A 25,531-nucleotide genomic window follows, 5' to 3' on the forward strand; every position below is an offset into this window, starting at 1 on the left:
ACGGCCGACGTTCGAGGATCGAGGACCGAGGATCGACGCATTTTCGACGCCCGACGCGCCGCTCGAGGCGTGACCGTCCCCGTCGAACTCGACTCCGGGCGGCCCTCGGTTGACGGGTACGCGTCGGTACTCGCGTTCGAGGATCGGAGAAGGAATCGAGCGGACGTCGAGCGGAGCGCGCCGAAGCGAGACGAACGAATCGAAGGAACCCCGAGACGGACGGAGAAGGGGAGATCGGCGTAGAAGCGGCCTCAGTCGGCGTTGATTCCGGAGTGGTTGGGCTGGGACTCCTCGCTCGGGGTGACCGGCGCTTTGACGAACATCGCGTGGCCGATCAGCGCGATCGCTGCGAGCGATCCGATCGGTACCGCGGTCGTCAACGCCACGCCGACGACGGTCAGCGCTGCGGTGATGCCGAGCAGTGCGACTGGGATGAGGCCAAGAACAATGTCGTAATATCCAGTCATAATCTACTCTATAGTATGAGGAATAGGTATATAAGCGTTTCCCATAATCGCCAGATACTGCATTTGTCTCTAACCCGTAATTACGGCACTGCATACCTATAACTTATACTTTCATTATTCCCCGTCGGCGGAGGAGAAATTTTGTTCCGAAATCAGGAGTAGACCGTTTACGAGCCCGGAATTTGACCGATGAGCGACCATCGTTCCTGGAGGATCGGTGCGGCGATACGGTTACGTTCACCGACAGATCGTCGGACGAGACGGTCCGCTCCTCGAAGGGACGGTCGCCGAAGCGCCACACGACGGTAACTCGCGACGACCGCCGTGCGGTGAGAAACGGGTCGACCGCTGAGAGGGGTTCGCTCGAGTGGAGAAACACGCGTTCGACGGGTCAGTTCGACGCGTACAGCGCGTACGCGACGCGCCAGCAGAGCAAGAACAGGAGACCGAATCCGGTTATGACGAGATTGAACGGGAACACGGCGGTCTGATCGAACACCGGGGACGTTCTGAGGATCAAGCCGACGTTCGCCGCCGCGATCCACGCGACGGCCGTCAGCCGGGCCGTCCGCTTCGGCGACGTGTAGACGTCTCGCGCGTAAACGCCCGCGAGCCCCGACGCGACGAGCCACCCGAAGAGAAACGGGGCTACCGTCTCGAGCGATCGGACCGGATCGCTCAGGGGAGAGGTACCGTGGCTCACGAGTCCGAACGTGACGAATCCGACGACGACGACGACGTCGATGGCGGCGAGGACGGCCGTCGCCCGGTCGGCGGTCGCCGCCCGCGGCCGCGCCGATGTTGTCGTGTCCATACGGTGACTGACGGCCAGATCACCATTGTTCTCTCGGTTCCGGTTTCCGTCGGGCGTGAAGGCTGTTCCCGCTCTCGAGAACCGGACCCGCCGGCCGGTTCGGAGACGCGTTTTCGTTCAACTGAACGTCCAGAATCGGTCGTCTCGGCCACCGGAACACGACGAGACGCCCGCCCGGGGCGATCGGTTTCTCTCAGCCAGACTACCACTCGATACGACAGGACTGATATAGGAAGAATACATATTCCCACGCGATGGCAGCAGTCGATGATCGGCGCGAGGGCTGTGAGGGGTGCGGCCGCTACGTCCTCGTCGACGAGTTGACGACGGTGACGATGCCCAACGGCGAACCCGTCGCCTGCTGTCCAACGTGCGCGCCACACGCCAGGGAGGCCGCGAGAAAACAGACCTCGCTCGACCAGCGACGGGACACCTGCGACGGCTGTACACGGGAGCTCCTCGCGGACGACCTCGAAGACGTCGTCCTCCCCGACGGAACCGTCGTCTCCTGTTGTGAATCGTGTCGGCACGAAGTTCCCGGCAAGGACGGCGGACCGGTCGGCGAGTACGACGGCGTCGATCCGTCAGCTCGAGCGGACGAACCCGAGGCGACCAACCTCTGTACGCAGTGCAACGAGTGGACCGCCGCGGAGCGGTTCGTCGTCACCACGATCGACGATCGAACCGAGAAACTCTGCCCGCCGTGTAAGGAGCGCGCCGAGGAAAACGGTGTCATCAAGGACGTCGAACTGCGCGAGACGCGGGCCCGGGAGATCCTCGACGTCGACGAGGACGCGCCGGCGGAGGAGATACGGGAGGCGTTCCTCGTCCAGATCAAACACGCCCACCCCGACCGCAAGGGTGGCAGTCGATCGGCGTTCAAACTCGTCAAAGAAGCCTACGACCGACTGTCGTGACTACCGCGGCTCTTCTCGACGGATGAATCCGATCGTCGCGGGATCGAAGTAGTACCGTGATTCGCAGACGCGACACGTCGCCTCGAGCGCCTGTCCGTGCTTGTGGAGTTTCCAGAGCTTCGTCTGTCCCTTGTCGATGTCGAGGGTGACCGGGTGCCCGCAGTCGGGAACGGTACACGGAAACCGGACGTACCAGTTCGGAACGGACAGGGCGCCGAGCGGGGCGAGTTCGCCGCGCAGCCGGCAGAGAAGGTTGAAGATCGTCACCGACGGGTTCTCGCGGTCGATCTGAACGCCCTCGACGTCGGTGATGAATCCGCCCCGGACGTCCTCGGACTCGTACATCGGCAACACCGGAATCCCCTTCGCGAGCGCGTAGCCGACCTCCTGGTTGATCCACGTACTGTTCGCGGCCCGTTCGGTCAGCACCGCCACGACGACGTCGCTGTTGGCGAGGCGCCCTTCGAGGCGCTTTCTCGATCGACCGGATTCGACCTCCTCGAGCGCGACGTGAACGCCGAAGGGGAAGTTCTTGACCGTCGAGAAGAGCTCCTGAACGAGACCCAGGTCCGTCGGCGCGTGGGAAACGAACACCTGCTCTCCGGTCATCTGCTTTCTATCACGGCTATAATTCCGTACGAGCATTAATCTACCTATGAATGAACGGATAATTACAACTGTTCGTTCCCGTACAAACTCGGGGCTCCCCGCCGCCTGGTATGCGAGAGGTGCAATACCTACAGGGCAGTCGGCCGATCGTCCCCCGCCTCCAACGGACGTCCCGAACGTGATCGGATTTACCGGAGAAGCGCGCGTCCGAAAACCGATTCATCGGCGGGTAACGCGGGAGTGAACGCGGGGATTTCCAAATGCATAAGTGCCCCCGGGAATCAGACTCCGACATATACCGGTATTCAAAAAGAGGTGACAACAATTACTATCCCACTTCAAACCCTGATGCAGACGGATACGCGCGTGGACGTATTCGAGGAGATTTTCCTCTACTTCCTCGCGCTGGGCACGCTCGTCGGCATCGTCGTCATCGCGTATACGTTGTACAACGCGTACAAGTATCGTGACAGCGACGATCGAGAAGCCGACGCGGGCCTGCCGTCCGTCGGGGAGCTACCGACAGGTGGAGAGGGCGGAAAGAAGCTGTTCGTCTCGTTCGGCCTGAGCGCGATCATCGTCATCTCGCTCGTCCTCTGGACGTACGGCATGCTCCTGTACGTCGAGAGTCCGTCCGACGGGGGCGGCCCGGGCGAAGACGCCGTGGAGGTCGACGTCACCGGTTCGTCGTTCAGCTGGATGTTCGAGTACGACGACGGCGAGACCGGCTCCAACGACCTCGTCGTTCCGGCCGACGAGACCGTCTGGCTCAACGTGACGGGGAGAGAAGGGGACGTCTGGCACACGTTCGGTATAAGCGAGCAACGCGTGAAAGCCGACGCGATCCCGGGCGAGTACGACGAAACCTGGTTCGAAGCCGACGAGACCGGCGAGTACCTGATCGAGTGCTTCGAACTCTGCGGCCCCGGCCACTCCGGCATGGAGGGGACCCTCATCGTCGTCGACGGCGATCTGTACGACGTCATCGAAGAGGAGGAGGCGAGGGGCGACTTCGTCTCCGCCTACGACGAGGGTGAAGTCGACCTCGACTCCGACCCGGACGAGTTCGAAGCGTACCTCGAGGAACAAGAAGAGGAGGAAGAAGAGGAGGAGGAGGATGAATAGCGCGATGAACACGCAGACGGCGAAGAGATCGATGAGTCAGCCAACGAATCCGACGACAGCGACGGAAACGATATCGACGACTCGGACAACGAGTCCGACGGAGGTGAGAACTGATGGGTGACCTGCCCCCGAAACGATCGCTCAAGCGGTGGCTGGTCACGACGAACCACAAGGACGTGGGCGTCCTCTACCTCGCGACGGCGCTGTTCTTTCTCGTCTTCGGCGGCGTCCTCGCGCTGGTGTTCCGCACCCACCTGTGGGAAGCCGGTGGCACCGGACTCCTCTCCGACAGCCAGTACAACCAGTCGGTCAGCCTCCACGGCCTGTTGATGGTTTTCTGGTTCCTGTCACCGTTCGCGTCCGGCTTCGCGAACTACTTCGTTCCGCTCCAGATCGGAGCCAAGGACCTCGCGTTCCCGCGACTGAACGCGCTGAGCTACTGGTTCTACCTGTTCTCGGGAATCCTCGTCGGCGGCTCGTTCTTCCTCGGCGGGTCGTTCGAGGGCGGCTGGACGATGTACGCCCCCCTGAACGTCCCGGTGTACTCGCCGGGAACGGTCGCCGCGACGATCGGCAGTAACGCGACCATCTTCGCCTTGCTGCTGTTCACGCTCTCGATCACGCTCGGGACGATCAACTTCCTCGTGACGATCCACCGATCGCGCGCGGAGGGGATGGGCCTGTGGAACATGCCGATGTTCACCTGGTCGTGGCTGTTGACCGTGTGGATGATGCTGTTCGCCTTCGCGGCGCTGCTCGCGGCGCTGTTGCTGCTGGCCATCGACCGCACCTTCCTCACGCAGTACTTCGGGTCCGGCGACGGCTCGAGCCTGCTGTGGGGGCACATCTTCTGGTTCTTCGGCCACCCCGAGGTGTACATCGTCTTCTTCCCCGCGCTGGGGATCATGTTCGAGACGTTCCAGACGTTCACCGGCCGGCGACTCGTCGGCCGCAAGTGGGTCATCATCGCGATGGTCCTCGTGGCCGTCCAGTCGTTCCTCGTCTGGATGCACCACATGTTCCTGACGACCATCAACCTCGAGATCAAGACGCTGATGATGGCGACGACCATCGGTATCTCGCTGCCGTTCGACCTGATGGTCTTCGCGCTCATCTACACGATGGTCAAGGGACGGGTTCGGTTCACGACGCCGTTCCTGTTCTCGCTGGGCGCGCTCGTGCTGTTCATCCTCGGCGGCATCACCGGGGTCTTCCTCGGCGCGGTCGTCCTCGACTACGAGTTCCGGGGCACCTACTGGGTCGTCGCCCACTTCCACTACGTGATGGTCTCCGGGGTCACCGCACTTGTCGGCGGCCTCTACTACTGGTGGCCGAAGATCACCGGCAAGATGTACTCCGAGACGCTCGGAAAGCTCAACTTCGCCGTCTACTTCATCGGGTTCAACCTGCTGTACTTCCCGATGTTCCTGGCCTGGGAGACGCCGCGGCGCGTCTTCGATTACGGCGAGAGCATGGAGATCTTCCACCAGATCGCCACCGTCGGGGCGTTCGTCCTCGGCGCGTCGTTCCTGATGCTGTTCGCCACGCTCGCTCACAGCCTCGTGAAGGGGCCGCGAGCGCCGGACAACCCCTGGAAGTACTCGCGGACGGCCGAGTGGGCGATCCCCTCGCCGCCGCCGCTCGACAACTGGACCGGCCGCCCGTCGTACTCGAGCGGCCGCCTCGAGTTCGTCGACGACTCGCAAACCGCCACCGACGGCGGCGTCGCCACGGAGGCCGACGTCGCGACGACCCACCACGAGGAGGAACACGCCGACCACGCCAGCATCTGGCCGTTCGGCATCGGACTGGGAACGTTCACGTTGTTCCTCGGCCTGAGCGGGTTGACCCCGTACGTCTTCGATTACGTCGAACCGAAGTACGAGGGTTCCGTCGCGCTGAACGACTCCGGAATGATAGAGCCGAACGTCGTCTATCCGGCCCTCGTCGGGCTCGGACTCGCGATCCTCGCGGTCACGCTGTTCAAGTTCGGCGTCGAACAGTTCGACGCGCCGGAGGCGGCGGTCGCCGAGCGCTGGCCGTTCGAGGGCGTCGACAACACGAAGCTCGGCGTCTGGGTGTTCCTGGCCTCCGACGTCGTGGTCTTCGGCGCCGCGATCGGGGCGTTGATCTTCATGCGCCTCAACGTCGGGTGGAACGAGTGGCACATCGACGCCATGACGTTCCACGGCCTGTTCAACACCTACGTCCTGCTCACCTCGAGCTTCACGGTCATCCTGGCGCTCGTCATGGCCGAACGGAAGAACAAGCGCGGGCTGCTCGCCACGATGGGTGCGACGCTCGCGCTCGGCCTCCTGTTCATGGGCGTGAAGGCAATCGAATACAGCACGAAGATCGGCGACGGCCACTACTGGTTCAGCGGCGTCGAGTACTCGATCTACTTCGTGACGACCGGCCTGCACGCGCTGCACGTGCTGCTCGGGCTGATCGTCGCCGCGTTCATGATCTACCGGATCGTGAGCGTCGACGCCTACCTCGAGGATAGCCGTCCGGTCGAGTACTTCGGCCTCTACTGGCACTTCGTCGACATCGTGTGGGTCGTCCTCTTCCCGCTGTTCTACCTGATGTAGCGGCCCACCGGTGTTCCCCACCGGCGTTCTCGACTCGAGAATCGCGTTCGTTTTCCAGTCGTCCGCGCGCTCGCGCAGCCTCGAGAGCGCACCCCGTCCACCGACGCTCTGGCGTTCACGGTTGCGCCACTTCGTCTCGGCTCGTGCCGCGGTCCGACCGTCGAGGTGGGACGCGACTCATGACTCGTGTCCCGTGACTCGAGCGGAGCCACTCCCCGTTCGAGCGGTGCCTCGAGCGACGATTCGGGGAGGGAAACAGAGAGAACGAGGGAAACGGGATAGCGACCTCGAATTCACTCGTCGCGTCCGCGGCCGCCGCGTTCGAACGTCGCGGCGACGAGCGTCGCGACGACGATGACGGCGAGGACGACCGTTCCGGCGACCGCTTCGGAGGAGCGGAACCCCCGGTCGCTCGAGCGCGCGTCCGTCTCCGAACGCGTGGAGACGTTCCGACGATCGTCGGCGAGTCGATCGGCGGCGCCGGCCGCGTCGACGATGCCGGCGCCGTAGCGCGTATCGGATGCGACGGGGGTACCGGCCGGCTTCCAGGCGGTTTCTGTCAGCGCCGCCCTCACCTCCGCCGGCGTCGCGTCGGGATCGATGGTCGACAGCAGCGCGACGGTACCGGCGACGTGCGGCGTGGCCATCGACGTGCCGGGCAGGGCCTCGTAGCCGCCGCCCGGAACGGTGCTCACGACGTCGACGCCCGGTGCGACGACGGTGGGAACGACGTAGCGTTCCGGCCACGTCTCGGGGGCGGTCGTCCACTCGCTCGCGTTGATCTCGTCCCCGCCGGAAAAGGAGGGAACGGCGCCGGACTCGTCCACCGCGCCGACGGCGACGGCGTCGTAGACGTTCGAGGGCGATCCCGACGTCTCGGGGCCCTCGTTCCCGACGGCCGCGACGACCGATACGCCGGCGGATTCGGCGTTCGTCACGGGTTCGATCAACCGGTCGTGTCGACCCGACGCGCCGAGGCTCGTGCTGATCACGTCCGCTTCCTCGGCGACCGCCCACTCCATGCCGGCGACGAGCTGGGCGAACGTTCCGCCGTCCTCGGTGAGGACGAGTCCGTGGAGCAACTCGGCTTCGGGGGCGACGCCGACGGACGTGCCGCTGGCGTTCCCGCCCGCCACCGTCCCGCTCACGTGCGTCCCGTGGGTTCCGGTGTCGTGCGGCGTCGATCCCTCGACCCGATCGCCGAGGCCGTCGAACTCCGCCCAGCCGCCCGGATAGGTCGGATCCGACGGGTCGTCGGTGTGCAACTCGAGGTCCGGGTGATCGACGTCGATCCCCGTGTCGAGGACGGCGACGCGAGCGCCCGCCCCGCGCGTGTCGTAGGTCTCCCAGATGGTCGGTACGCGGATGAACGAGATCGCGCCGGTGGTCACGGGGCGTCCGGACTCGGGCGCTGTGGTCCCGCCGACCGCGTCGCCGTCGACGGCCCCGAGTTTCTCCCCGTTCCGTTCCCCTCCGTCCGATCGGTACGTCTCCGTGTCGGGCGGCTCGGGGACGTCGATCTCGAAGTTCTCGTGGATCGCGGTGACGTTCTCGAAGCGGTCGAACGACGACGGATCGACGGCGCCGGCGTCGATCTCGAGCACGACGGCGTTCGACAGCCAGAACGTCGTCTCGAGGTCGACCCCGGGGGTCTCCTCGGCGTAGGTCCGAAGCGGCTCTTGCGTGGCGTTCGCGTGCTCCTCGAGTGTCGCTTCCGCGTCCGTTTCGTCGGTCGACGGGCGGAGGTTGGCGTCCTCCAACCGGACGACCACCTCGACTGTTCCGGTAGCTGACTCGAGGTCGTCGTCGACGGCCGTCGAATCGGTCCCGTTCGCACCGCGGAGGCGATAGGCCGAGGCGGGTTCGCCCGTCCCGCCGTCGACGGTCGGAGAGACGGTGAACCGCTCGTCAGCGGGGACGTGATCGGGCCGATCCGTGGGCGCCGACGCCGGTTCGGCCGCGAGAGCCGGCGCGGCCGCGGTGGCGCAGACCGTCGCGACGACGAGCGAGAGCACGACAAAAGTCGAGCCGAGATGCGACCGGTCCAGGAGCGGGGATCTGGGGCGAGACCACACGATACGATAGCTGGACAGTCGGCGGATAAAGACGTTCTGGGTATCGAATGGGTCGTCGAGGCGATTCGAACGACCGGAACTCGGTCGCGGGCCCGCCGCTCGAGTCCCGGCGGTCGGTCGGGAGAACGACGATCAGGCCCAGACGAGGGCGTAGGTGAACGTGAACAGAAAGTAGACGAGGAAGACGGTGACGGCCGCCTTGACGTGGAACGTGAACAGTTCGAACGACTCGTCGTCGCGCGCCTCCTCGTAGGCCTCGCGCTCGTCGGCCGAACACTCCGCCGGGTGCTCGAGGCCGAGGTGGAACGCCGCGTAGCGCTCGGATCGGAACGGACGGCCGCAGTACGGACAGACCGTCGGGTCCTCGTCCGGGGGGACGTCGTACTCCACGCCGGGGACGGCGGCCGAAGGCAGGTCCGGACGCGCGTCGGCGGCGTCGGCGGTCGTCGATCCGCGCATGTATCGGGCGTTGCGCCGGGACGGTCAAGTGCGTACCGGTTTCCGCGGTCAACTCGGTACGTACGGCGGCGACGTCGTCGGTAGCGAGACGAGGTAGAGGCTCACCATCGTGAAGAAGATCATCACGACGACGAACGGGTACTGGCTCCGGATCGCCTGGAGTTTCCCGGGGAACAGTTCGAACGAGACGGTGTGGGAGACCCAGACCGCGAGGACGTGCCCGAGGAGGACCGCGGCGATCTCGACGTAACTGAACCACGAGGGGAGGACGTACCGGGTCGGATTCGGAGGCGGGTTCAACGGCATCACCGCCGTCTCGAGCAGCGACGGCCACAGCGAGACGGTGAAGCCGGCGTAGTGGGCGAGGTGGTAGCCCGCTGCGATGGCCAGCAGCGGCGCGGCGAACCGGAGCCCGAGGTACCGACTCGAAATAAACGTTTCCGCACGCGCGCGCGTGTACTCCGCGGCGAGCCAGAACGCCTTCCAGAAGGCGACGAACCCGGCGACGAGCAGGAGGAGGTAGACGAGTTGCGGCGGGAGGCCGACTCCCACCAGCACTTCGATCGTCCGCGCGCCGGGCGGAGTGACGATGAACCCGCTGTAGGTCAGTTCCCAGACCAGCGTCAGGACGAACGCGACCTGCGACCGGTCAGTCACGACGTCGTCGTCGCCGAGGCGTGCTCCTGGGATCCGAACGGCGAGACCGTCGTCGGTCCGCTGGATCGGCGCGACGGCACCGTAGAGCCGGAACCAGACGGCGATCGGATCGCCGCGACGGAACCACGTCGTTGCACCGAACGCCGCCGCGCTCGCGATCGTGAAGACGGAGTATCCGAGCACCACCGCGGCTAACGCGCGCGCGTTCGAGGTAACCGGGAGGACGACCTCGAGCCAGATCAGCACGATCAGGGCGGCCACGGCCGGCCAGGACTCGAGGTGGGAGGGGTAGGAGGTGTACCCGTCCGGGAGGACGGCCGCGATCCGTCGCCAGGGGTCGAGCGCGGTCCAGGGGTTCCCGATCGCGTAGGCGCCGACCGTCAGGAGGGCTCGCACGCCGACGAACGTCACCAACACGGCCGCGCTGACGTTGCCGAGTGCCGGTCCGAGGAACCCGACGGCGACGACGAACGCCAGTCCGAGCACGCCGATCGTTCCCAGCAGGAGGGAGGCGGCGCCGACGAGGCGATCGGCGGCGAGGTCGATCGACCGCTCGTGGTACTCGTCGATGACCGTCCGGTCGGTGACGAGCATCGTCAACAGCGCCGAGGCGCCGACGATTCCACCGCCGGTCGCGAGGTAGAGCCACGTCGGAACCGTCACGTCACCCGACTGCGCGAGACCGGTGGCGACGTTGCTGGCGGCGGCGACCCCGACGCCCGTCGAGCAGATCCAGAGGCCGAACGCGGTGGCGAGCGCCGCCCGCTGGACCGCTGCCGAACGAGGGCTCATTATCGATGTGTTCGGCTCCGGATTGAATTACGTGTCGCTCTCGCCGCGTCGACCCGCCGAACGTCGGCGAACGTCATGAGGAAGGTATAAGTGGATCGTCTGCAAGAATACGAACCAATGGCGAGTATACGGACGTACGCGATCATCTACGTCGCACTGCTAGCGCTGGCGACCGGCAAGTTCGTGTTCTTCGAGGTCGGCATCCCCTACGAGTACGCCGTCGGCGGAACGCTGGTACTCGCGGTCATCAAGGCCGGCCTGATCGCCGGCTACTACCAGCACCTGATCGAGGAACCGCGGTCGCTCTCGTACATGATGGCGACCGCCCTGTTCATGGTGCTCCTGCTCACGATCGCCGCGGGCTACTCCATCACGTAATCTCGGACTCGCTCGACCGCCATCGATTCTCTGTGTTCCCGACGCCCCCTCGAGCGCGTCGTACGGGTGATGGTCCCCTTCGACGACGACTCGGCGGTGATCGTTCCCTTCGACGACGACTCGGCCGATACGCGTCTCGAGGCGTCGCGCCCGCGCCGATTTCGTCTCTCACGGCGTTCGAAGCGGAGTGGATGATGGTACCCGCCGAACGGGTTCGGCGGTCGAGTTCCGCTCGTAGAATGCGTGCTATACCCACCCTTTTGTAGTGGGTATGCGTATGATACGGTCTACCCATGCGTGCAGCAGTCCTCAAAGAGCACGGCGAGTTACTCGAGATCGAAGACGTCGCGTATCCGGAGCCCGAACCGGATCAGGTCGTCGTCGAAACGAAAGCCTGCGGCATCTGTCGCAGCGACTGGCACGCCTGGCAGGGCGACTGGAGCTGGATCGGCGCCGCCGCACCCGAGGGGCAGATCCTCGGCCACGAACCGGCGGGGGTCGTCGCGGAGGTTGGGGAGGACGTCGAGACGCTCGAGGAGGGCGACCGCGTCGCGGTGCCGTTCCACCTCGGCGACGGGACGTGCCCGCACTGTCAGCGGGGGGAGGCGAACGTCTGCGACACGGTGATTCCGCTCGGCTTCACGGAGTTCGCGCAGGGGGCGTTCGCCGAGGCGTTCGCGGTACGGGAGGCGGATTTCAACTGCGTCACACTCCCCGACGAGGTCGACTTCGCGGAGATGGCCGGCCTCGGCTGCCGGTTCATGACTGCCTATCACGCGCTCGCCGACCGAGCCGACCTCCGCCCTGGCGACTGGGTCGCCATCCACGGCTGCGGCGGCGTCGGCCTGTCTGCGGTCCACATCGCGCAGGCGCTCGGCGCCCACCCCGTCGCCGTCGACGTTCGCGACGACAAACTCGAGCGGGCCCGCGAACTGGGCGCCCGCGAGACGGTGAACGTGACCGAGGTCGACGACGTCCCCGGCGCGGTCCACGAACTCACGGGAACCGGCGCCGACGTCTCGGTCGACGCCCTCGGCATCGCGGAGACGTGCCGGAACTCGATCGGCAGCCTCGGCAAGCAGGGCACCCACGTGCAGGTCGGTCTGACGACGAGCGATGAGGGCGGCGAGGTGTCCCTGCCGGTCGACGCGATGACGATGCAGGAACTCGACTTCCACGGCTCGTTCGGGATGCCGCTGATCAGGTACGAGGAGTTGTTCGACCTGATCGCGCAGGGGACGCTCGAGCCGTCCAAAATCGTCGGGGAGACGCTCACGCTCGACGAACTCCCCGAGACGCTGGCCTCGATGGACGAGTACGAAACGATCGGGATCCCGGTCATCACCGAGTTCTGACGACCGACAGCGCTAGGTTCCGGTTTCCGTTCGCGGGCGGCCACGCTCGAGGGCGGGCGGCGTGGGTGATCGACGATTCCGACGGCGAGAAGCGTCTCGTGGTTCGGTAGTTGGTGCGTGAATAGCCGGGCGGGGTGGGTCCCACCCTGGCGTGAGAGACATGAGCTAACTCGAAGCGGGGGCGAGTCCACTTCCGAGCGATCCGGGCACGAACGCACGCGGTCGGTTGGTCAGCACGTCGTGGTCTGGTGAGGCGCGTACCCGGCGGGGCGTTCCAACCCCGCACGTGGGCAATCGTGCAGGACGACTATTGTTATGCAGGCACTTGCCTGCCGGTAGTCGTATCGAACAACCAACTGGAACGTTGGGGCGGTGACGGCACGTTGGTCGGCGACCCCGCGCTTGCGGGCCGCTCAGATCGATAACCTGCGCCTACGTCGTCCGCGTCGACGCCGATCGAGCCGTCGAAACGAGGGAAACTACCGCCTACCGCGGTCGAACCGTCGACCGCGACGACGAACGCTCGACCGGCCGCCGTCGGCGCCATCGACGCGCTCCGTCAGCCGCCGGGGAGTCGGCGACGGAGAACCGTGACAAGAACGATGGGCGTTCGTCCCGTGAATCGGCCCATGGACGACGCACCCCCCAGCGTGCCGGTCCGAATCGGAATCGTCGGCCTCGGATACATCGGAACCACCGTCGGCGAGCAGCTCCATCGACACCCGAATTCGACCGTGACCGCCATCTGCGACCTCGAGCCGGCGGTACTCGCGGAGGTGGGCGAGCGGTTCGGCGTCGAGGACCGACACCGGTACGCGGACTACGAGGCGATGCTCGAGGCCGCGCCGCTGGACGCCGTGCTCGTCGGGACTCCGCACACCCTCCACTACGAGCAGGTCCGAGCGGCCCTCGAGGCGGGGCTGGACGTCTACTGCGACAAACCGCTGACGACCGACCTCGAGCGGGCCCGCGAACTGACCCGACTGGCGGAGTCCGGCGAAGAGACGCTGATGGTGGGGTATCAGCGTCACCTCCAGACCGCCTTCAGGACGGCCCGGCGGCGGTGGCGAGACGGCCCCACCCCGAGCTGGTTCACGGCGTCGATAACCCAGGGGTGGATCGACGACTCGATGGGCACGTGGCGACTCGATCCGTCGCTCTCCGGGGGTGGGTTCCTCTACGACACGGGGAGCCACGTCCTCGACGGCGTCCTCTGGACGACCGGACTCGAGCCGGCATCGGTGGCCGCGAGCATGGATTTCTACGACGAAGACGAACGAATCGATCGACGCGCCCACCTCGACGTCCGCTTCGAAAACGGCGCCACCGGCACCTTCTCGTTCAACGGCGACGCCCCGGCCGTTCGCGAGCACGTCCACGTCTGGGACGACGAGGGCGCGGTGTACCTCGAGGGCAAGGAGTGGCGCTCCCGTCGAGTGTTCGAGATCGACGCCGAGAGTACCGAGCACGTTCCGTACGTCGATCCGCGACGGGAACAGTCCCGCGCGGACGCGTTCCTCGAGTGCGTGCTCGAAGGAACCGAGCCGCCGGCGACGGCGCGCCACGCCTTGCGGGTGACGGCGCTCACCGAGGCGGCCTACGAGGCAGCGCGATCCGGTCGGCGCGTAACGATCGACGAGCGGTGAGGGTCAGTGCCGATCCGGATGACCGAATTCGAAACGGCGGTCGATTCGACCGAGTAGGAACGGATTTACCCGCCGTCGTGCCCGGAATCGGATGCTGTAACGGAGTCGCGCGGTCGGGAGAGTAAGCGCTCGTTAGTGAAGTGGGTAGTCGGAGTTCGACGGATTTGGGGTGTGAACTATTAGCACGATCGGCTGATCGGCCGTTTAACCGCAGTAATACGGCCATAGACGGGGCCACCTTTCGGTTACAAGCCGGATAACTACAACCTGTGGATGCCATCAGTCGGCTATGATCACCTGCAGTAACTGCGAGACCGCCCAATTCCTGCAGATCACGCAGAGCCGCGTCTACTTCGAGGACGGCGAAATGATCAACGAGATCTCCGAACAGTACGAGTGTACGCTCTGTGGCGGCACCGGACAGTACGTCTACGACGAGGACCGCGACAAGGCGACCGTCACCGGCGACGTCGAACTCACCACGGAACGCCCGAAGTTCGCCTGACCGCTCGCCCCGTCAGGGGCGACGGACGACGTCCGCATCGATCCCGGTGGTCGGCCCCCGCTTCCGCTCGCCGCGGACGTGTCTCCACCATCTCCCGTGTTCCGCCGTCAGCGTTTCAGGAAACGCTCCGACTCTGGTCCTCACCCGCCTCCCGCCTCGAGCGCTCACCCGTCTCGAGCGCCTTCGGTCGGGTGCTCCACCCCATCCTCATCCACATCCTCACCAGTTTCGTCCGTCGCTTCTTCCGCTCGTTCACCAGTCCGAGTTCGAGACTCGGATCGATCGACGAGATCGCGGGGCCGCCGTCCGCCTCGGCCGACGCCGATCGCCTCCCCCGCCCGTCCGTCGTTCTCGCCGACGGCCGATTGGCTGGCCCGTCGGCGTCGCGCCGCCCGTCGACGGTCGCCCTCGTCGTACTGTCGTCGGCTGATCGCGCTCCGCCGACGCCTGACGTCCCACTCTTCGAAGAGGCCGTACTCCCGCATCGTCTCCATGCCGGCGAGGGCCGCGGTGAGTTTGATCCCGACCAGCGGAATGTCGGCGACGGAGACGATCACGTCCGCCCGCAGGATCGCCCCGTCCCGGAGCAGCACGTCGATGACGTCCACCAGCACCTCGTCGTCTTTTCTCGGTTTCATGCTCACGCCGGGGGGCCGGATCGGTTCCGTTCTCGAGTCGGTTCGTCGTCGCCGCCCAGCGTCGGTGCGAACGTGTACGGCGGCCACGGGCCCGTAAATCGCACCTCGAGTCCCGGTTCGGACGCGACCTCGTCGAGCACCGAGCCGACGTCGCCCTCTCGGTCCTCGTGCGCGAGCAGGGTGAGTCGACAGAGCGTCCCCGCCCCGTCGTCGGCTCCGCCGGGCCCCGCTTCCGCGGCGGCCGATTCCGATTCCGACCTCGACCCCGACTCCCCGGAGTCGAGGGTCGAGAGCGACGCGCTCGGCGATCGCTCGAGTTCGTGCACCTCTCGGGCGTGTTCCGCGAGTCGACCGACGAGGTCGTCCGACAGCGTCTCCCTGCGCATCTTCCGGAGTTCTCGAACCCGCCGGTCGAACTGCTTCTCGAGCAGGAACGCCGTCCCCTCCTCGGCCGCGTCGATTCGCTCCCGGAGGTCGGCGAGGCGGTCGTCCCGTTCGAGCAGGTCCTCGCCGTCGATCGGATCGGTCTCGCGGACCTCGACGCGGTACTCCCAGTGGCCCGCCAGCCCCTCGAGCGCCCGCTCGAGGGTGTCGCGCTCCTCGTGGAGCCACCCGCGAACGCCCTCGTCGTCGCCCTTGAGGATCGTGTCGAACTGGAACGGGATCGGGGTGCCGAAACGCTCGCCGGCGGCGTCGACGACGGCCTGGTGGCGGACGAGCCACCGACGGATCTCCGTCGGATCCGCCGAGTCGTAGATCCCGTCGCAGGCGTGGACGACCGCCCCGACGCCGTCGGCGGTCACGACCGAGACCGGCTCGTCGTCCACCCCCGGCTTCTCGAGCGCTTCGTCCTCGTCGGCCGGGACGACGCAGTAGAGGTACCGCCCCTCGTCGAAGTCGGGGAGGGCGTCGGTGACCGACTCGGTCGCGGGGTCGACCGTCGACTCCGGCGTCGACCCAGCCTCGGCCCCTCGCTCGCGGTTCACGATCCCTCACCTCCGAACACCGAATAGCCTGGCTTCCGGCGGGCCGTCTGATCGGCCTCGAGCCGTTCGATCGCGTCCGCGACGAGGCCGTCGAGGTCGCCCCGGAGGTCGTCGACGCCCTCCTCGATCCCCTCGTCCTCCTTGAGCTGTTCGAGTTCGGCCTCGATCCGCGCGAGCTGACCGCCGAGGCGCTCGATCTCCTCGTCCGTGAGGTCGCCGGACTCCATCCGGCGGACGGCCTCCCGCTCGAGGGCGTCTATCAACAGTTCGACGACGGTGACGACGAGCGTGACCAGCCCCTTCCGGGCGTCGTCCCCGTCGCCGACGTTGATCTCGGTCACGAACCGCCACCTCCGGACGCCTCGGGGTCGTCTTCGCCGCTCTCACCCTCGACAGATCCGTCCGACGACGCCTCGACTTCGTCGTCGGGGTTACCCCCCGACTCGTCGCCGTCGGCGGCACCCTCTCCGGACTCGTCGCCGTCTGCGGCACCGGCTTCCGTCGTTCCGGGCTCCGCTTCGTCCGAGCCGTCCCCGTCGGAGTCGTCGCTGAGCATGTTGAACCCGCCGCTCGTGGGCCGCTCCGGGTCCGGTCGGGCGCCCAGGTGGTCGCTCACGCGGTCGTCGGTCATCGCCTCCGTCGCGCCCCCGTCGTCCTCGGAATCCGATTCGGGGCCAACCGGAATGGCCTTCGCGAGGCCTTTCCCCTCGTTTTCGGACCGCTCTTCGGCTTCGGCTTGGGCCTCGGCCTCGGCGTCGGGTTCGGGTTCGGGTTCGCTGCCCTCGCCCTCCGGTTCTGGCGTGACGTTGACGCCTCGAGTCGGGTCGATCGCCGGGTTCGGTCGCTCCATCTCCGCGAGTTCGGGCTCGTCCAGGGCCTCAGCCATCCGGCGCATGTCCGTTCCCTCGGGGAACTCGAGGCCGTAGCGCGCGGCCGTCTCGAAGGAGGCGATCGCGGCTCGAACCTGGATGCCGAGCAGCTGGGTGTCGCCGATCGAGACCGCGATGTCGGCGTTGATCACGATGCCCTTGTCCAGCAGCATCTCGACGACCTCCGCGAGGTCGGTCTGCTGCCGACTCGGCTGGAAGTCATGGACCATTCGGGTCACCTCTCGTTCGGGTCGCGGGGTCTATGTCAATCATTGGTATTTCCCTCACCTCGCAATCGTTCGCGCTCCAGTTCGAACCGCCGTCCGTAGATCCGCGTTCGACTGGGGGCCGTGGACAGTTTCACGTCCCGTGGGACCGTCGAGTACCGGGCGCCGCCGCCGAGGTCACGACGATCGATCGGCACCGTCGATTTCGCCGTCGGGTTCCGCGAGTTCGTCCCCCTGTCCGTGCGCCGCATCCGCTCGCGGTTGAACTCGTACAGTTTCTCGAACTTCTCGTGGGTGAGTAACAGCGCCTCGCGGAAGGCGTCGATCCCCTTCATCGCCTGCTGCTGGATGAACACCTGGTAGGCCTCGGGATCCTCCTCGATATCGATCTCGCCGAAGGCGTCCGACGCCTCGAGGTCCAGGTCGAGCGCCTCGCCGTCGATGAGGTCGCCCTCGCCGCCAACTATCCCGTCCTCGCCCGCTAATCCGTCCGCGCCGCCGACGAGTCCGTCGTCGCCCGTTAGTCCGTCCTCGCCGGCGACCGCGGAGGCGGCCTTCTCGACGAGCGCGTCGTCCTCGCCGTCGCCAGCCGCGTCGTCAACCGCGTCCTCGACGGCGCCTTTCGCCTCCCACAGATCCCGGAGGTCGGTGGCGTCCCACGCGTTCAGCAGGTCGACGGCGCCGAACAGCTTCCCGAAGTCGACCGCGTCTCCGACGCCGGCGTCGGCGTCGCCGTCGCCGAGCGCGTCAGGAATCTCCCCGACCTCGATCGCCTCGAGCACCTCGTCGCCGTCGACCGCGTCGGGGAGGTCGGAGAGGTCGATTGCCTCGAGCAGTTCCTCGACGGCGGAGGCGAGTCGAACCAGATCGTCGACGTCGCCGAGGAGCGACTCGAGTTCGCTCCCCTCGAGTTCTTCCAGACGCTCGACGCCTCCGAGTCGCTCCTCGAGGCGCTCGAGGCTCTCGTCGGCGCCGTCGAGGAGCGACTCGAGGTCGACGTCGAACTCCGTGGCGGACTCACCGTCGCTCATTTCGAGCCCTCCTCGCGGACCGTCACGGTGAGGACGCCGTTTTTCACTCGCGCCTCGGCCGTCCGCTCCGGCCACGGGACGTCGATCCGGTCGATCTCGCGGTCCTCGACGCCGATGACGAGCGCCGCGTCGTCGAACCCGACGGTGATCTCGTCGGGGTCGAGGCCGGCCACGTCGGCCACCACGACGAGTTCGTCGTCCCGTGTCCGTGTCGTTCCGTGATAGGCGTTCAGCGGCTGTCGGTGGCGTTTGGTTCGCGGCCGTTCACTCCGGTCGATCGAGTCGCCGGCGAACGGGTTCGGATCGAGGGGGAACGCCCGATCGCCATCCCGATCCCGATCCGGCACGTCGGTGCCGGACCGTATCGAGACGTCGTAGTCGAACATCGATCCGCCGAAGCGCTTCCGTCCGGACGTCGAGAGTTCGTCGACCGCCTCGAGCGCCTCGAGGAGGGTCGTGAGCCACCGATCGCTCCCCGTTCCTTCGGGCGGCCGAGGGTCGTCCGAGCCGGCGTCCCTCCGCCGGGCGGTTTCGCTCGAGTCGTCGGACGGCTCCGACGTCCGGTCAGTCGACTCGTCGTCGGCCGGCCCCCCGTCCGGGTCCGAACCGGCGTTCGCCTCCTCGTCCGAGGACGAGTCGGAGTCCGTATCGGCGTCCGACTCGGCTTCGGCTTCGGTCTCCGGACGCTCATCAGGGTTCGGTGACGTATTCCGATCCCGGTCCCGGTCTCGATTCCGGCCCCGGTTCTGATCCGACTCCGACGGTCGGTCGTCGTCGACCCGATCTCGGTTTCGGTTCCCGTCGCGGTCTGGCTGGTCACGCATTATCGTTTCACCTCCACGCGGCCGCTCGTGAGGTCCTCGTGGATCTCGCGAGCGATCTCGAGTTCCTCCTCGATCTCCGCCTTCCGGCGCTCGTACTCCTCCTGCGAGCGTTCGCCGAGTTCGTACAGCAGCTGATTCTCCTTGAGGTCGTCCTCGAGCGCCTCGACGTCGTACAGCTCGTCGAGGGCCATCGTGTGGATGGCGTCCACGATGCCGACGATCGGTCGGAACAGGAGGTCGTCGAGGACGAACATCACTGGGCCCCGATGTGAACGTCGACGAAGCTGTAGGGCGCGAACGGTCCGGAGTACTTGAAGATGAGGTCGTCGTACGACTCCTCGAGGGTCGCGACCGCCTCGTCGAACGCCTCCCGGTCGTCTCGGTCGACGAGGTACGAGCGGTTGAGGACGAGCCGGTCGCTGAACAGCCCGTTCTCGACCGATCCGTCGGCGATCGACTCGAGGCGCTCGGAGACGTCCTCGACGACGGCCTCGCGGTCGACGTCGGCGTCCTCCTCGCGGACGACCTTCACGCCGAGTTCGACCGTCCCCTCGACGTCGTTCATCGTCCGCCTGAACGCGGGTCGCGCGCCGCGGAGGACGTTCTTCAGCGCGCGGTCGCTCTCGAACACCATGCCGAACTGCATCGGCACGACCGTCCGCCCGCCGTCGCGCTCCATGAGCTCCCGGAGGACCTCGTCGTGGCGCTTCGCGTCCTCGTCGGTCTCCTCGGGCTCGGTCGTGTCGATATCGGAAACGACGGCGGCGAGTCGCCGGTGCTCGACGGGATAGACGCGATCGGCGCCGCCGACGGCGTCGGTTTCGAACGCGAGCCCCTCGTCCGACTCGACGATTCCGTACACGTAGCGGTTGCTCATCGGCGACCCACCTCGGTTCGCTCGTCCCGTCCCGTCGGGGACGGCCGCGGTCGCTCGACGGGGGCGGATCTCGTCGCTGTGCGCCGATGGGTATCGGATGTCATGGTCTCGAGAGGGAGGCCGTTCCAGCGTCGCGGTGATGGACGTCGGTGGCGCTGACACTGAGACGGATCGTCACTCGTGATTCGAGACACCCGGGCCTTACCGTGGTGCTTGCAGTCGCAGCCCGGTCGTCCGCGGGGACGGCGCTCGAGGGCTGTACGACCGGGGGCAACGCTGCGTCCGGCGAACGGCCACACGCGAGCGTCCACACTGAACCAGGGGTCTGAGGAACGTTGATCGACCGCACGAGAATAGTTGATCGACCGTCGATCGCACTTACGAGGAGAGTTGATCGACCGTCGATCGCACGGTCGAGACGCTCTCGCGCTGCTCGCGCGTGGCCTCCGCGATCCCCTCGAGTTCGTCACGCAGCGTGGTCAGCTCGTCGACCGCGGCGTCGACGGTGGCGGCGATCTCCTCGCTGCCGGCGGCCTGATCGTCGATCGCGTCGGAGACCTCGCTGACGCCCTGGGCGGTCTCCTCGACGGCGGCGGCGATCTCGTCGATTCGCTCGAGGGTCCCTTCGACGCGGCCGACGCCGTCGTCGATCTGTTCGGTCGTCGTCTCGAGGCTCGAGACGGTGGACTCGATCTCCGCCTGGATTCGCTCGATCGTCTCCTCGATGCGCCCCGCCTGATCCTGGGAGTCCTCGGCGAGGGACTTGACCTCGTCGGCGACGATGGCGAAGCCGGCGCCGGCCTTCCCCGCCTGGGCCGCCTCGATCTTGGCGTTCAGGGCGAGGATATTGGTCTGGTCGGCGATGCCGTCGATGACGTCCACGATCTCGTCGATCTCGTTTATGCTCTCGTGCAACGTGGCGATCTCGGACGCGACCTCGTCGGCCGCCTCCGCAACCCCCTCCATCGTGTCGATCGCCTCCGTCGCCGAGTCGGCGCCCTCTTCGGCGAGTTCCGCGGCCTCGTCGCTCGTCCGGTGGACCTGATCCGCGGTCGAGGCGATCTCCTCGATGGTCGCGCTCTGGTTGGAGACTTCGCCGGCGATGGTCTCCATCCGCTCGGTCTGGTCGACGCCCAGATCGCGCAGGTCCGCCGTCGTCTCCGCGATCGATTCCGTGTGCGCCTCGAGGTCGACGATCTCGTCCTCGACCTCCTCGGAGACAGCCTCCTGGAGCCGTTCGTACTCCTGGCGCTGGTGGACGAACTCCGAGACGTCGGGCGTCACCTCGAACGCCCCCACGGGGGTCCCGGTCGGATCCCGGAGCGGAACGGCGTAGACCTGGTAGTACCGGTCCGAGTGGGGGACCGTCCGCGTGTCGTCCTCCTTTACGGTCTCGTTGCGGCGGATCACCGTCTCCGCGAGCGTCTCGTCTTTCCCCTCGGTCTTGAAGAACTCGTAGGCGTTCTCACCGAGCACCGAATTGGCACCCGTCCCGTTGAGCTCCTCCATCGCCGGGTTCCAGTTGGTGATCTCGCCGTTTCTCGCGACGGTGAACGCGCCCTCCGGGAAGCTCGACACGAGTTGCGCGTACAGCCCCCGCCAGAAGTCCCGCTCGCGGCGGAGCCGCTCTTCGGGCTCGAGCGATTCGACGTCGAGCGACTCGAGATACGTCTCGACCAGCGCGGATTCGCCCTGTCCGTGCCCTCCAACGCTCCTCCGTCCGGCGATCGCAGATGAGTCTGTCATGTTCTTACGAGTCGAGCACCGCAGTATAAGATCACTGGCCGTTTCCCCCGCCGGGGCGAGTCACCACCGACGGAATCACCGATCCAGGCTTGCCAACGCAGCGCCAGCGGTGATACGGGTTCGGGTTCGACCTCTGGACGTTCCCATGGCACAACCACAACGACGACCGGACTCGTCCAGCCTCGCGGAAGTCCTCGACCGAATCCTCGACAAGGGTGTCGTCATCGACATCTGGGCTCGGATTTCGGTAGTCGGCATCGAACTGTTGACCGTCGAAGCGCGCGTCGTCGTGGCCTCGGTCGACACCTTCCTGCACTACGCGGAGGAGATAGCGAAGATAGAACAGGCCACCGCCGAGGGCGAACTCGAGGAACTCGAGGAGCTCGAGGTAGAGACGCGACCCGAATCGTCACCGAAATCGGCACAACAGTAACCCGATGGCTGACGACTCGGCTTCGCGCGGGCGCAAGGTCCGCGGCAAGAAGATCCGCTCCGACCGAGAGTCGAAGCGGGGCCGACGGGCGAAGAAGGAGCTCGCGCGAACGGCGGAGGCGGCGGACGATCGACCCGGCGAGAGCCCGCTCGCCGATCCGGCCGACGTGACGCCCGAACCGTTCGTCGAAACCGACGACGTCGCCGCGCTCAGGAGCCGGATCACCGGTTGGCTCGAGGCGGACCAGCCGGTGCACCTGATCGGCCCGACCGGCTGCGGCAAGACGGCGCTCGCGCTGTCGGCCGCCGCGGAGCGCGGTCGTCCGGTCGTCTGGCTCAACGGCGACGAGGCGGTCGACACCGCGGCCCTCGTCGGCGCTCACGCCGGCGGAGAACGCTACACGGAGGACGACCGCTTCGTCAGCGGCGTCAGCAAGCAGACGGAGATCGTCCGAGAGCGATGGGTCGACAATCCGCTCTCGGTCGCCGTCAGGGAGGGCGCCACGCTCGTCTACAACGAGTTCTCCCGGAGCGACCCCGCCGCCCACAACGTGTTGCTGTCCGTCCTCGAGGAGGGGGTCCTCGAGCGACCAGGCAAGCGCGGCGAGGACCGAACGATCGACGTTCACCCCGAGTTCCGGGCGATCGTCACGTCGAACGACGTCGAGTACGCGGGCGTCCACGAGCAGCAGGACGCACTCCTCGACCGTTTCGTCGGCGTCACCGTCGACTACTACGACGCGGAGACCGAGCGCGAGATCGTCGCCGCCCACGTGGACCTCGATCCCGACCGGGTCGAGACGGTCGTCGCGACCACGCGTACCCTGCGCGAAGCACTCGAGGACGACGTGATCGTCGGCACGCGCGCGGCCGTCACGGCAGCGAAGGGTCTCGCCGTCTTCGACGAGTCGTCAGAGTCGGAGAACGGGACCGTCGACCCCGACGTACTGACGGACGTTTTCACGGACGTCCTCTCCCCGAAGGTCGCCGGCGGTCAGAACGGCAACCGGGACGTCGCGGACCTCCGGGATCGAATCGCGAAGGCGCTGTAACCCACCACCGCATCGACCGAATTCGGACGAAACGCAAACACACCACCTCACCCCACTATCCCAAGATGGCCGAAGCCGACACGAACGCGACTGCAACTGCGAGCGAACGATGTCGGGCGCTCACCGAAGCGGGCGAGCGCTGTTCGCGGCCGGCCGGAGCGGACGGGTTCTGTTTTCAACACGACGAGAGTGATCAAACTGTGAGTGACAGTCAGGCCGTCGAAAACGAGACCGAAGAAACCGACGACGCGGAAGCCGAGGAGCAGCAAGAACAGGAGCAGGAGCAAGAACAGCAATCGGACGACGAGAGCGAGAGTCGAGGCGATACCGAATCGGAGAGCGAGTCCCCGTCGGCGTCCGAGTCGGACACCTCCAGCGAGGGAACGACCGACCCGTCCGACGTCGACACGAGCGACCTCGAGGAGGAGGAAATCGAAGTTCAGGCCGACCAGAGCAAAATCGAGGGCGTACTCGCGGTTCGACGGACCGTCCAGTCGACGGCGGGCGAACTGATCGGCCGACCGTTCGACGGCGTCAGCGAAATCTCGCCGACCGAGGACGGCTGGCGCGCCGTCGTCGAGGTGATCGAGCGGTCCTCGATCCCCGACACCCAGGACGTGATGGGTCGGTACGAGATCGACCTCGACGAGGACGGCGTCGTCCAGGGATACCGGCGACTCGACCGGTACCGCCGCGGCGACACGAAGGCGTTCGAGTGACGTCGCTCGCCGTTCGTCCGCCGTCCCTCGTCGTCCGTTCCTCGCCTCGAGGGCGCGTGTCAGCGCCCTCGTCATCGGATAGTGACGACAACGCTATCGATAGTGAAGACGACGCTATCCGTCCGCTGTTGCCCCGTCCGCAGTCAAAACCGCCGGGCTCCGTCTCCTGCGCCGCTCCGTCATCGACCCTGCTCCGCTCGGGTCAATCGTCCGCCGGGGCGGGGTGACCGGATTCACCCGCCGCTTCGTCGTCGCCCAGTGCGGCCGCGACCGCTGGAGCCAGCTCGTTGACGACGGCACGGCCGTCCCGTTCGCGGACGATCAACCCGTCCTCCTCGAGCGTCGAGAGGTGGTGGGAGATCGTGCTCGGGTCGCGCTCGAGTTCGTCCGCGAGTCCCCCGTTGTTGGTCCGGCCGAGCGTCGCGAGCGCCTGGAGCACCTCCCGCTTCGACGGTTCGTCGAGGGCCGCGTGGAGGGCGACGTCGCGGTCCGACTCGTCAGCCCCCGGGAAGTAGCGGCGCTTCCCGTTCACCTTCGCGGTCGTCACCAGCCCCTCCGCTTCCAGCACGCGGAGGTGGTGGCGGACCGTCGAGAGCGCGACCCCGCTCTCCTCGCTCACCTCGGAGAGGTAGCTGCCGGGGTCGGCTTCGATCGCCTCGTACACCGCTCGGCGACGATCGTTCTCGAGGGGGTCCGAGTCGTCGTACCGGCTGTACCGGAAGATCGACGCCGGGAGGAGGTCCCACGGGATCGACGTGAAGAGCCGTCGCAGGGGTCGAAGTCCGGTTCCGGGCACCTGCGAGACCCAGGACCACGCGCCCGTCGCGCCGGCGCCCGCGGTGGCTCCGGCCCCAGCGCCGACGCCGGCACCGGCGCCCGCCGCCAGCCCGGTCGCCGTGATGGCACCGATCGCCCCGACGAGCGCCGCGCCGCCGGCGGTCTCCGGTCCGGATCGCTCTCCCGGGGGTGCGCCGTTCCCACCGCCGTTCGAATCGCCGTCGTCTTCTCCCTCGTTCGCCGCGCCCCCGGCTTCCGTCTCGACGCCCGTCCCGACGGTGACGCCACCGGTTCCGTCGCCGGCCTCGAGCGGGGCGTTCACACCGATCTCGCCGCTCGTTCGAAGCCGATCGAGGCCGAGTCCGCCGAGCGTACCGACGGTTCCCTCGAAGTCGGTCGACGCGGCGACGGAGTCGTTCAGGCCGTCCGCGTCCTCTCTGTCGGTGGAGTCGTTCCCGTCGACATCGAGGTCGAACGACTGGTTCTCGTCGCCCTCGAGTTCGTCCGTGGTTTGCGCCACCGTTTCGTTCGTCTCGTCGATCGTCCCCTCCACCTCGCCCGTCCCTCCGTCGATCGCGTCGTCCAGTTCCTCGTCGCTCGACTGCGTGTCGTCATCGGTCTCGGTGTCGTCGCTCGGTTCGGTCGTCGAGTCGTCGGTCTCGTTCTCTTCCTCGTCGATTCCGGCGAGGGGTTCCGACGAGTCCTCCTCGAGCGACGCCTCGAGGTCCGCCGACGTGGCGCTGGCGGCGGTAGTGACGGTTGCGCCACCGACGATTCCGGGTGCGAGCACCGTCAAGACGGCGAGACACACCAGTGCTCGCGCGACGATCGACGAAGCCATACCTACGGATCGGTAACGATCGCGAGTAATACATTGTTTCCGGTTCGTACGTAGGTCTTACCGATCCGTCTTCCGTTCGTAAGAGGAATCTACCCCCGAATTCGGCCGGTCGACGCCGGGTA

General features: G+C 66.7%; 25 protein-coding genes and 1 pseudogene. 10 read left to right on the forward strand and 16 right to left on the reverse strand.

What is annotated here, in order from left to right:
• Positions 1 to 251: 251 nt before the first annotated feature.
• Together RJT68_RS06410 and RJT68_RS06415 are read right to left on the reverse strand one after the other, a co-directional pair.
• Positions 252 to 467, reverse strand: a complete 216-nt coding sequence (locus RJT68_RS06410; protein ID WP_407039541.1) for a hypothetical protein — start codon at positions 465 to 467, stop codon at positions 252 to 254.
• Positions 468 to 858: 391 nt separating this feature from the next.
• Complete coding sequence (locus RJT68_RS06415; protein WP_407039542.1) at positions 859 to 1,281, reverse strand: DUF3054 domain-containing protein; 423 nt, start codon at positions 1,279 to 1,281, stop codon at positions 859 to 861.
• 254 nt (positions 1,282 to 1,535) lie between these two features.
• Here RJT68_RS06415 and RJT68_RS06420 point away from each other — a divergent pair, with 254 nt between their 5' ends.
• Entirely contained in the window at positions 1,536 to 2,198 is a 663-nt protein-coding gene (locus tag RJT68_RS06420) for a J domain-containing protein (RefSeq protein ID WP_407039543.1), read from the forward strand.
• Here RJT68_RS06420 and RJT68_RS06425 read toward each other — a convergent pair whose 3' ends face one another.
• Complete coding sequence (locus RJT68_RS06425) at positions 2,199 to 2,807, reverse strand: toll/interleukin-1 receptor domain-containing protein (RefSeq protein ID WP_407039544.1); 609 nt, start codon at positions 2,805 to 2,807, stop codon at positions 2,199 to 2,201. It abuts the gene before it with no gap.
• Between the two features lie 348 nt (positions 2,808 to 3,155).
• Between RJT68_RS06425 and coxB the strand changes: the two genes are divergently transcribed.
• Together coxB and RJT68_RS06435 are read left to right on the forward strand one after the other, a co-directional pair.
• Entirely contained in the window at positions 3,156 to 3,932 is a 777-nt protein-coding gene (coxB, locus tag RJT68_RS06430) for a cytochrome c oxidase subunit II (protein WP_407039545.1), read from the forward strand.
• Positions 3,933 to 4,045: 113 nt separating this feature from the next.
• Complete coding sequence (locus RJT68_RS06435; protein WP_407039546.1) at positions 4,046 to 6,523, forward strand: cbb3-type cytochrome c oxidase subunit I; 2,478 nt, start codon at positions 4,046 to 4,048, stop codon at positions 6,521 to 6,523.
• A 293-nt stretch (positions 6,524 to 6,816) separates the two neighbouring features.
• Here the strand turns inward: RJT68_RS06435 and RJT68_RS06440 are convergent, their stop codons facing one another.
• From RJT68_RS06440 to RJT68_RS06450, 3 genes are all read right to left on the reverse strand, one after another.
• On the reverse strand, positions 6,817 to 8,538 hold the full coding sequence (locus tag RJT68_RS06440) for a S8 family serine peptidase (protein WP_407039547.1): 1,722 nt from the start codon (positions 8,536 to 8,538) through the stop codon (positions 6,817 to 6,819).
• A 192-nt stretch (positions 8,539 to 8,730) separates the two neighbouring features.
• A complete protein-coding gene (locus RJT68_RS06445) occupies positions 8,731 to 9,057 on the reverse strand; it encodes a DUF7410 domain-containing protein (protein ID WP_407039548.1) in 327 nt (108 codons plus the stop codon).
• A gap of 48 nt (positions 9,058 to 9,105) precedes the next feature.
• Positions 9,106 to 10,506 carry a hypothetical protein gene (locus tag RJT68_RS06450; RefSeq protein ID WP_407039549.1) on the reverse strand — a complete coding sequence of 467 codons (1,401 nt, stop codon included), beginning with the start codon at positions 10,504 to 10,506 and terminating at the stop codon, positions 9,106 to 9,108.
• A 117-nt stretch (positions 10,507 to 10,623) separates the two neighbouring features.
• On the opposite strand from RJT68_RS06450, the gene RJT68_RS06455 reads away from it, so the two are divergent.
• The 4 genes from RJT68_RS06455 to RJT68_RS06470 all read left to right on the forward strand — a co-directional run bounded on the left by RJT68_RS06455 (position 10,624) and on the right by RJT68_RS06470 (position 14,390).
• Positions 10,624 to 10,884 (forward strand): cytochrome C oxidase subunit IV family protein, encoded by a 261-nt coding sequence (locus RJT68_RS06455; protein ID WP_407039550.1) that lies wholly within the window; start codon positions 10,624 to 10,626, stop codon positions 10,882 to 10,884.
• Positions 10,885 to 11,177: 293 nt separating this feature from the next.
• Positions 11,178 to 12,239, forward strand: coding sequence for a zinc-dependent alcohol dehydrogenase family protein (locus RJT68_RS06460; RefSeq protein WP_407039551.1), 1,062 nt, complete (start codon positions 11,178 to 11,180; stop codon positions 12,237 to 12,239).
• Between the two features lie 629 nt (positions 12,240 to 12,868).
• Entirely contained in the window at positions 12,869 to 13,885 is a 1,017-nt protein-coding gene (locus RJT68_RS06465; protein ID WP_407039552.1) for a Gfo/Idh/MocA family protein, read from the forward strand.
• 289 nt (positions 13,886 to 14,174) lie between these two features.
• Positions 14,175 to 14,390 (forward strand): hypothetical protein, encoded by a 216-nt coding sequence (locus RJT68_RS06470; protein WP_407039553.1) that lies wholly within the window; start codon positions 14,175 to 14,177, stop codon positions 14,388 to 14,390.
• Between the two features lie 412 nt (positions 14,391 to 14,802).
• Here the strand turns inward: RJT68_RS06470 and gvpM are convergent.
• From gvpM to RJT68_RS06515, 9 genes and pseudogenes are all read right to left on the reverse strand, one after another.
• Positions 14,803 to 15,028 (reverse strand): annotated as a pseudogene (gvpM, locus tag RJT68_RS06475) (gas vesicle protein GvpM); the annotation flags it as partial.
• 2 nt (positions 15,029 to 15,030) lie between these two features.
• Positions 15,031 to 16,014 (reverse strand): gas vesicle protein GvpL, encoded by a 984-nt coding sequence (gene gvpL, locus RJT68_RS06480; RefSeq protein ID WP_407039554.1) that lies wholly within the window; start codon positions 16,012 to 16,014, stop codon positions 15,031 to 15,033.
• On the reverse strand, positions 16,011 to 16,355 hold the full coding sequence (locus RJT68_RS06485) for a gas vesicle protein K (protein WP_407039555.1): 345 nt from the start codon (positions 16,353 to 16,355) through the stop codon (positions 16,011 to 16,013). The genes gvpL and RJT68_RS06485 overlap by 4 nt, the downstream gene beginning before the upstream one ends.
• Positions 16,352 to 17,113, reverse strand: a complete 762-nt coding sequence (gvpJ, locus tag RJT68_RS06490) for a gas vesicle protein GvpJ (RefSeq protein ID WP_407039556.1) — start codon at positions 17,111 to 17,113, stop codon at positions 16,352 to 16,354. Before gvpJ ends, RJT68_RS06485 begins: the two co-directional genes overlap by 4 nt.
• Positions 17,114 to 17,148: 35 nt before the next feature.
• Positions 17,149 to 18,141 (reverse strand): hypothetical protein, encoded by a 993-nt coding sequence (locus RJT68_RS06495; protein ID WP_407039557.1) that lies wholly within the window; start codon positions 18,139 to 18,141, stop codon positions 17,149 to 17,151.
• On the reverse strand, positions 18,138 to 18,965 hold the full coding sequence (locus RJT68_RS06500; RefSeq protein WP_407039558.1) for an Hsp20/alpha crystallin family protein: 828 nt from the start codon (positions 18,963 to 18,965) through the stop codon (positions 18,138 to 18,140). Before RJT68_RS06500 ends, RJT68_RS06495 begins: the two co-directional genes overlap by 4 nt.
• Positions 18,965 to 19,219, reverse strand: a complete 255-nt coding sequence (gvpF, locus tag RJT68_RS06505; RefSeq protein WP_407039559.1) for a gas vesicle protein GvpF — start codon at positions 19,217 to 19,219, stop codon at positions 18,965 to 18,967. Before gvpF ends, RJT68_RS06500 begins: the two co-directional genes overlap by 1 nt.
• Positions 19,219 to 19,842: a GvpL/GvpF family gas vesicle protein gene (locus RJT68_RS06510; RefSeq protein ID WP_407039560.1), complete on the reverse strand. Its 624-nt coding sequence runs from the start codon at positions 19,840 to 19,842 to the stop codon at positions 19,219 to 19,221. The genes gvpF and RJT68_RS06510 overlap by 1 nt, the downstream gene beginning before the upstream one ends.
• Positions 19,843 to 20,220: 378 nt before the next feature.
• Complete coding sequence (locus tag RJT68_RS06515) at positions 20,221 to 21,588, reverse strand: methyl-accepting chemotaxis protein (protein WP_407039561.1); 1,368 nt, start codon at positions 21,586 to 21,588, stop codon at positions 20,221 to 20,223.
• Positions 21,589 to 21,733: 145 nt separating this feature from the next.
• Here RJT68_RS06515 and gvpA point away from each other — a divergent pair, with 145 nt between their 5' ends.
• From gvpA to gvpO, 3 genes are all read left to right on the forward strand, one after another.
• A complete protein-coding gene (gene gvpA, locus RJT68_RS06520; RefSeq protein ID WP_407039562.1) occupies positions 21,734 to 22,021 on the forward strand; it encodes a gas vesicle protein GvpA in 288 nt (95 codons plus the stop codon).
• A 4-nt stretch (positions 22,022 to 22,025) separates the two neighbouring features.
• Positions 22,026 to 23,072, forward strand: a complete 1,047-nt coding sequence (gvpN, locus tag RJT68_RS06525; RefSeq protein WP_407039563.1) for a gas vesicle protein GvpN — start codon at positions 22,026 to 22,028, stop codon at positions 23,070 to 23,072.
• A gap of 65 nt (positions 23,073 to 23,137) precedes the next feature.
• Positions 23,138 to 23,791: a gas vesicle protein GvpO, halophile-type gene (gene gvpO, locus RJT68_RS06530; RefSeq protein WP_407039564.1), complete on the forward strand. Its 654-nt coding sequence runs from the start codon at positions 23,138 to 23,140 to the stop codon at positions 23,789 to 23,791.
• A 202-nt stretch (positions 23,792 to 23,993) separates the two neighbouring features.
• Here the strand turns inward: gvpO and RJT68_RS06535 are convergent, their stop codons facing one another.
• Positions 23,994 to 25,409: a winged helix-turn-helix transcriptional regulator gene (locus RJT68_RS06535; RefSeq protein ID WP_407039565.1), complete on the reverse strand. Its 1,416-nt coding sequence runs from the start codon at positions 25,407 to 25,409 to the stop codon at positions 23,994 to 23,996.
• Positions 25,410 to 25,531 lie beyond the last annotated feature (122 nt).

It is taken from the genome of Halovalidus salilacus (assembly GCF_031852275.1).
Classification (GTDB): Archaea; Halobacteriota; Halobacteria; order Halobacteriales; family Natrialbaceae; genus Halovalidus; species Halovalidus salilacus.

What these genes read in the sequence shown, in the direction of transcription:
- RJT68_RS06465 (WP_407039552.1), top strand. Translation starts at nt 12,869, where the DNA reads ATGGACGACGCACCCCCCAGCGTGCCGGTCCGAATCGGAATCGTCGGC.
- gvpN (WP_407039563.1), top strand. Translation starts at nt 22,026, where the DNA reads ATGGCTGACGACTCGGCTTCGCGCGGGCGCAAGGTCCGCGGCAAGAAG.
- RJT68_RS06460 (WP_407039551.1), top strand. Translation starts at nt 11,178, where the DNA reads ATGCGTGCAGCAGTCCTCAAAGAGCACGGCGAGTTACTCGAGATCGAA.
- RJT68_RS06535 (WP_407039565.1), bottom strand. Translation starts at nt 25,409, where the DNA reads ATGGCTTCGTCGATCGTCGCGCGAGCACTGGTGTGTCTCGCCGTCTTG.
- RJT68_RS06510 (WP_407039560.1), bottom strand. Translation starts at nt 19,842, where the DNA reads ATGAGCAACCGCTACGTGTACGGAATCGTCGAGTCGGACGAGGGGCTC.
- coxB (WP_407039545.1), top strand. Translation starts at nt 3,156, where the DNA reads ATGCAGACGGATACGCGCGTGGACGTATTCGAGGAGATTTTCCTCTAC.
- RJT68_RS06410 (WP_407039541.1), bottom strand. Translation starts at nt 467, where the DNA reads ATGACTGGATATTACGACATTGTTCTTGGCCTCATCCCAGTCGCACTG.
- RJT68_RS06470 (WP_407039553.1), top strand. Translation starts at nt 14,175, where the DNA reads ATGATCACCTGCAGTAACTGCGAGACCGCCCAATTCCTGCAGATCACG.
- RJT68_RS06435 (WP_407039546.1), top strand. Translation starts at nt 4,046, where the DNA reads ATGGGTGACCTGCCCCCGAAACGATCGCTCAAGCGGTGGCTGGTCACG.
- gvpA (WP_407039562.1), top strand. Translation starts at nt 21,734, where the DNA reads ATGGCACAACCACAACGACGACCGGACTCGTCCAGCCTCGCGGAAGTC.
- RJT68_RS06415 (WP_407039542.1), bottom strand. Translation starts at nt 1,281, where the DNA reads ATGGACACGACAACATCGGCGCGGCCGCGGGCGGCGACCGCCGACCGG.
- RJT68_RS06420 (WP_407039543.1), top strand. Translation starts at nt 1,536, where the DNA reads ATGGCAGCAGTCGATGATCGGCGCGAGGGCTGTGAGGGGTGCGGCCGC.
- RJT68_RS06445 (WP_407039548.1), bottom strand. Translation starts at nt 9,057, where the DNA reads ATGCGCGGATCGACGACCGCCGACGCCGCCGACGCGCGTCCGGACCTG.
- RJT68_RS06500 (WP_407039558.1), bottom strand. Translation starts at nt 18,965, where the DNA reads ATGCGTGACCAGCCAGACCGCGACGGGAACCGAAACCGAGATCGGGTC.
- gvpO (WP_407039564.1), top strand. Translation starts at nt 23,138, where the DNA reads ATGGCCGAAGCCGACACGAACGCGACTGCAACTGCGAGCGAACGATGT.
- RJT68_RS06495 (WP_407039557.1), bottom strand. Translation starts at nt 18,141, where the DNA reads ATGAGCGACGGTGAGTCCGCCACGGAGTTCGACGTCGACCTCGAGTCG.
- RJT68_RS06515 (WP_407039561.1), bottom strand. Translation starts at nt 21,588, where the DNA reads ATGACAGACTCATCTGCGATCGCCGGACGGAGGAGCGTTGGAGGGCAC.
- gvpJ (WP_407039556.1), bottom strand. Translation starts at nt 17,113, where the DNA reads ATGGTCCATGACTTCCAGCCGAGTCGGCAGCAGACCGACCTCGCGGAG.
- RJT68_RS06425 (WP_407039544.1), bottom strand. Translation starts at nt 2,807, where the DNA reads ATGACCGGAGAGCAGGTGTTCGTTTCCCACGCGCCGACGGACCTGGGT.
- RJT68_RS06450 (WP_407039549.1), bottom strand. Translation starts at nt 10,506, where the DNA reads ATGAGCCCTCGTTCGGCAGCGGTCCAGCGGGCGGCGCTCGCCACCGCG.
- gvpF (WP_407039559.1), bottom strand. Translation starts at nt 19,219, where the DNA reads ATGTTCGTCCTCGACGACCTCCTGTTCCGACCGATCGTCGGCATCGTG.
- RJT68_RS06455 (WP_407039550.1), top strand. Translation starts at nt 10,624, where the DNA reads ATGGCGAGTATACGGACGTACGCGATCATCTACGTCGCACTGCTAGCG.